Raw genomic sequence first — 3,300 nt, 5'->3', positions numbered from 1 at the left:
GCGCGCGCCGAACACGCGCTTGCCCCACGACCGTGTCGCCGGCTTGGACAGCTCCAGCGGCTCTTGGTTGGCGGCCTGTAATGGCTCGCCGCGCAACGCCCGCAGCTTTTCCACAGCCTTGACATTGACGTGGGTCCCGAGGCGTTCGATCTCCTCATAGACCTCGACCGCCTTCTCCATCTGCTCCAGCGATTCATAGACCGCCGCCAGATTGTACAGGCCACGCGGTGACGGATCGCTCTTGCAGGCGCGCTGGGCGGCCGCGATCGAATCCCAGTGCCGGCTCAGGGCCAGCAAAATCTGCGACCGAAGAACGTGCGCCCGCGCCATGTCCGGAGCCAGTTGCAGACAAAGGGTTATCGCCATTTCGGCTTCTGAGAAGCGGTTCAAACGCCGCAGGCAAGCCGCCTTGCCGTAACAGGCACCCGCGTCCATGGGATGAAGCGACAGATAGCGGCCATAGGCCTGCGCGGCCGCCTCATATTCCTGGATGGCCGCCAGGGCGTCAGCCGCCATCATGGTTGCCTCAGCGTCGTCCTGTGCGCCCATTTCCAGCAGGGCGTCCGCATAGGCGCGTTCACTCATCCGGTTCGCCGCGCGGCGGATGGCCAGGCCTTCACGTCGCATGGCGGGATGGTCGGGGGATTTGCGCAAGGCCAGAGCGATGGCTGCCTCAGCCTCGACCATCAGTCCCTGCAGGCGATATTGCCTGGCCAGCTCATAGGGGAAGCCGGGATTGTCCGGATTCGACTCCATGGCCGTTTCCAGTTGCTCGGCGGTCAGGCCTCTCAGGCGCATCAGGCTGCGCCCCTCAGGCTCATGGGCCAGGATATCGATCGGGGCCAACCTGTAGGGCTCACCGATCAGCTTTTCTTCCGTCAATATCTCGGCCCAGGCGGCGGCATCGCCAAAATGACTTTCGGGCGCGAAGAACACGCCTTGACCGTGGGCCGTCGAAAACGGTGCGATGCGGTCATTCAGATAGAGAAACCGGACATCGGTGTTGGGATAACGCTCGAAATAGGCCTTTTCCAGATCAAGCGCCTGGGCTTCGCTCATATCGCGGCGGACATAGGTGATGGCTTCCGTCTTGGCTTGCTGGCGGAAGCGCTCCGCCAGGTGACGAAAGCGCGCGATAAAGCCGGCATAGTCCGCCAGGTAGTGAGCGGGATGCTCGAAACTGTGGTGGAAGCGCACGCCGGTGCCGCGGTCAGCGACCAGTTGCCCGTTGGCCGTATCGACCAGATAAAGCTGTTCCGGCGCAAAGACATCAAAATCCTTGCGCAAAATCTCGATCAAACCCTGGGCCGGCAACGCCATCCAGTCGAACACCTGGGCCGTGCTATCGCCCGAGTGCAGGCGAAGTTGGAAGGCCACTTCCCAGCGCAGGCCGAGGCTCACCAAACGGCGCTGATCAGGGCCACGCCGGGCGTCGTTTTTGGTTTTAAAGAGCGAAGACGTTTTACGCGTCGGTGCCATGACTTTCTGATTTCCCGGTGGGGCGTCGTTCCGCGCACCCTCAGGACTCAGTCATAGCCTCAACGGGTTAAATTCGCTTAAATCAGTCCGCCCAGGGGCGACGACGGATCGGCGTACAGCTTGCGCTGCATCCGACCAGCCAAATAGGCTTCCCGTCCGGCAATCACAGCGTGCTTCATGGCGCGCGCCATACGGATCGGATCCTTCGCCTCGGCGATCGCCGTGTTCATCAGCACCGCGTCGCAACCCAATTCCATCGCAACGGCCGCGTCCGAAGCCGTGCCCACCCCGGCATCGACCAGAACCGGCACCTTGGCGTTTTCGATGATGATACGCAGGGTCACCGGGTTCTGTACGCCCAGGCCCGAACCGATCGGGGCCGCCAGAGGCATGATGGCCACCGCCCCCGCCTCTTCCAGCTTGCGGGCATAGACCGGATCGTCCGAGCAGTAGACCATGACCTGGAAACCGTCCTTGACCAGCAGCTTCAGCGACCGCAGGGTTTCTTCCATGTCCGGATAAAGCGTCTTGGGGTCAGACAGGACCTCCAGCTTGACGAGATCCCAACCGCCGGCTTCGCGCGCCAGCCGCAAGGTGCGCACAGCGTCCTCACCGGTAAAACAGCCCGCCGTATTGGGCAGGTATGTGAAACGGTCCGGTCGGACAAAGTCCATCAGCATCGGCTGGCTTGGGTCGGAGATATTAACCCGGCGGACCGCCACAGTAACGATCTCGGCGCCGGAAGCCTCGGCCGCGGCGGCGTTCTGGGCATAGTCCTTGTACTTGCCCGTGCCGACAATCAGGCGCGAGTTGAAGGTGCGCCCCGCAACGGTCCAGGTCTCAGCCCCCGCTTCGCTTTGAATCACTGCCGTGTCCGCCATCAGTTGCCACCACCTACAAAATGCACGATCTCCAGCCGATCGCCGTCTTCGAGCTCGGTCGCCAAATAGGTCGAACGCGGAACGATTTCGAGATTGCGTTCCACGGCCACCTTGCGCCCGTCCAGGCCGATCTCATCGATCAGGGCTGCCAGATTGCCCGCCGTAACCTCCCGCGTTTCACCATTCAACAGAATTTTCACCATTTTTGCGCCATTTTTGTGCAAATGCGTAACCATCCGCGTGTCTTGCGCTTGTGAGCCGGAAATCTCCGCGCTACAAGTCCCGCTTTCGCCAACTGCCCTCAAGCAGGTTCATGTCCAAACCCATATATGTCCTCAACGGCCCCAATCTCAACCTCCTTGGGGTCCGCGAGCCGGAAATTTATGGCTACGATACCCTGGCCGACATCGAATCGCGCTGCCGTACCCGCCTGACGGGCACGGGCACCGACCTTGTCTTCCGCCAGTCGAATCATGAAGGCGAACTGATCGACTGGATCCACGAAGCCCGTGAATCCGCCTGCGCCCTCATCATCAATCCGGCTGGCTACGGACACACCTCCGTCGCCCTGCTCGACGCGCTCAAAGCGCTGTCGATCCCGGTGATCGAGTGCCACCTCTCCAACCCCCAGACCCGCGAACCCTTCCGCCATCACTCTTATGTGTCATTGGCTGCCAAAGGGATTATTGCAGGATTTGGTCCCATTGGTTATGAACTGGCCGTCCAGGCCGTTCTCGCCATGCTCAAAGCCTGATTCCGTAACGCTCAGGCCCCAATCAAGGTTCCTACATGACGACCGCAAAACCCTCCGTTGACCCGATCGATCCGAAGCTGGTCCGCAAACTCGCCGACATCCTGAAGGAAACTGAACTGACGGAGATCGAAGTCGAACAGGGCGACCTCAAGATACGTGTCGCGCGTCAGCTGATGGCCGCCCCGG

General features: G+C 61.3%; 4 protein-coding genes and 1 pseudogene. 2 read left to right on the top strand and 3 right to left on the bottom strand.

Features of this window, described 5'->3' with window-relative positions; genetic code table 11:
- The 3 genes from ABI_RS25750 to thiS all read right to left on the bottom strand — a co-directional run.
- The coding region (locus ABI_RS25750) for a tetratricopeptide repeat protein (protein ID WP_169313745.1) at nucleotides 1–1,401 on the bottom strand (1,401 nt) is incomplete at its 3' end.
- Nucleotides 1,402–1,556: 155 nt separating this feature from the next.
- A complete protein-coding gene (locus ABI_RS16535) occupies nucleotides 1,557–2,360 on the bottom strand; it encodes a thiazole synthase (protein ID WP_040309530.1) in 804 nt (267 codons plus the stop codon).
- Nucleotides 2,360–2,560, bottom strand: a complete 201-nt coding sequence (thiS, locus tag ABI_RS16530) for a sulfur carrier protein ThiS (protein ID WP_211211194.1) — start codon at nucleotides 2,558–2,560, stop codon at nucleotides 2,360–2,362. Before thiS ends, ABI_RS16535 begins: the two co-directional genes overlap by 1 nt.
- A gap of 113 nt (nucleotides 2,561–2,673) precedes the next feature.
- Between thiS and aroQ the strand changes: the two genes are divergently transcribed.
- Both aroQ and ABI_RS16520 read left to right on the top strand, forming a co-directional pair.
- Nucleotides 2,674–3,114: a type II 3-dehydroquinate dehydratase gene (aroQ, locus tag ABI_RS16525; protein ID WP_006274189.1), complete on the top strand. Its 441-nt coding sequence runs from the start codon at nucleotides 2,674–2,676 to the stop codon at nucleotides 3,112–3,114.
- A 35-nt stretch (nucleotides 3,115–3,149) separates the two neighbouring features.
- Nucleotides 3,150–3,300, top strand: a pseudogene (locus ABI_RS16520) (acetyl-CoA carboxylase biotin carboxyl carrier protein); the annotation flags it as partial.

This window comes from Asticcacaulis biprosthecium C19, assembly GCF_000204015.1.
GTDB classification, from domain to species: Bacteria; Pseudomonadota; Alphaproteobacteria; order Caulobacterales; family Caulobacteraceae; genus Asticcacaulis; species Asticcacaulis biprosthecius.
This window is presented reverse-complemented; position numbering and strand designations above follow the sequence as displayed.

Bases quoted from the DNA above. Each gene is read 5' to 3' on its own strand.
- ABI_RS16535 (WP_040309530.1), bottom strand. From the start codon at position 2,360: ATGGCGGACACGGCAGTGATTCAAAGCGAAGCGGGGGCTGAGACCTGG.
- aroQ (WP_006274189.1), top strand. From the start codon at position 2,674: ATGTCCAAACCCATATATGTCCTCAACGGCCCCAATCTCAACCTCCTT.